Origin of the sequence: Staphylococcus intermedius NCTC 11048, from assembly GCF_002902385.1 — a bacterium.
Lineage (GTDB): Bacteria > Bacillota > Bacilli > Staphylococcales > Staphylococcaceae > Staphylococcus > Staphylococcus intermedius.
Window position 1 is genome coordinate 1 of sequence record NZ_PPQH01000133.1, and the last position, 1,423, is coordinate 1,423.

Consider the following 1,423-nt stretch of genomic DNA (forward strand, 5'->3'; position numbering starts at 1 on the left):
TCCTGTAATTATGAAACTGATTGGCGATATTGTGCGTATACTTGTTGCATTTGGTAAGGCGATGGCACCAATCGCAAGTGGTTTACTAAAACTTATAGGCAAAATAGCCGAATTTACGGCAGCGTTATTCGAGAATCACCCAAATGTGGCGAGATTCTTTGGTATTCTTACCATTCTCGGTGGTGCTTTTTGGGCTTTGCTTACGCCTATTATATTCGTATCCACTATGCTAAAAGGCCTGTTCGGTAAAAGTCTTTTCGATGTAATTAAATACATCATTAAATTTACAAGAGCGTCAACTATCTTAAAAGGTGCGTTCGGCTTACTAAGAGGTGCTGTTGGATTACTTCTGAACCCTATCGGTAATCTTATGAAGCTATTACCAATCTTGGGCGGTGCGTTAGCGGGTATCAGCTTACCTATTTGGATAGCAATAGGTGCAGTTTTAGCATTGGCTGGTTTCATAATTTATTTATGGAACACGAATGAAGATTTCAGAAATGCTGTTATAGAAGCTTGGGAGACAATCAAAAAAAGCATAGGAGAAGCGGTAGAAGGTATCAAAAAATGGTTTGATGACCTATGGAGTAAAATTCAAGAAACACTTCAACCTATCATGCCTTTGTTACAACAATTAGGTGATATTTTTTATGAAGTTTTAGGTAATGTGTTTATCGCGGTTGTAGAAGGTGTTATAACCGCTATACAAGGTTTATGGACAGTTGTTACTGTAACGTTCACAGCGATAGGGGCACTAATTTCTGGAATGATTCAGTGGATCGTTGGCCTTTTTACAGCTTTCATTCAATTCTTGTCAGGTGATTTTTCGGGGGCATGGCAAACCTTACAAACAACTATTGCTAACGTGAGCGATACGATATGGCAGGGATTATCGTCAATTTGGAATCAAATTCAACAGTTTTTATTCAACACTTATACTCGAATTACTGGCCAAACAGTAACAAGTTGGTCACAAATTTGGCAAACAATACAAAATTTTGCAATAGCGATATGGAATGTTGTATCAAATTGGTTTCAACGCGTGGCTAGCACAGTGCAACAAAAAATGCTTGAAGCACTAGCTTATGTAGTCGGAACTGGCGCGCAATGGGTGGCATCAATCCGACAAGCGATGACTAATTTCAAAAATGCCGTTGTACAAAAATTTTGGGAAGTTGTTGAAGCTTGTAGGAAAGGTATGCAAGACGCACTAAATGCAGTTAGAAGTTTTATAGGTCAATTTGTTCAGGCTGGCGTCGATTTAGTGGCTGGTTTGATTAGTGGTATCGTCCAAAAAGCAGGAGACTTAGCGAAAACAGCATGGAATGCAGCAAAAAGTGCATTGAACGCAGCAAAAAGCGCGTTAGATAGCCACTCACCGTCACGTAAATTTATGCAACTAGGTAGAGACAGTATGACAGGT

The 1,423-nt window shown here is 39.4% G+C and carries 1 protein-coding gene; it reads left to right on the forward strand.

The annotated features are described in order from the left end of the window. Window positions 1–1,423, forward strand: a 1,423-nt coding sequence (locus CD138_RS13525) for a phage tail protein (protein WP_444547691.1), incomplete at both ends; no start/stop codon positions are given.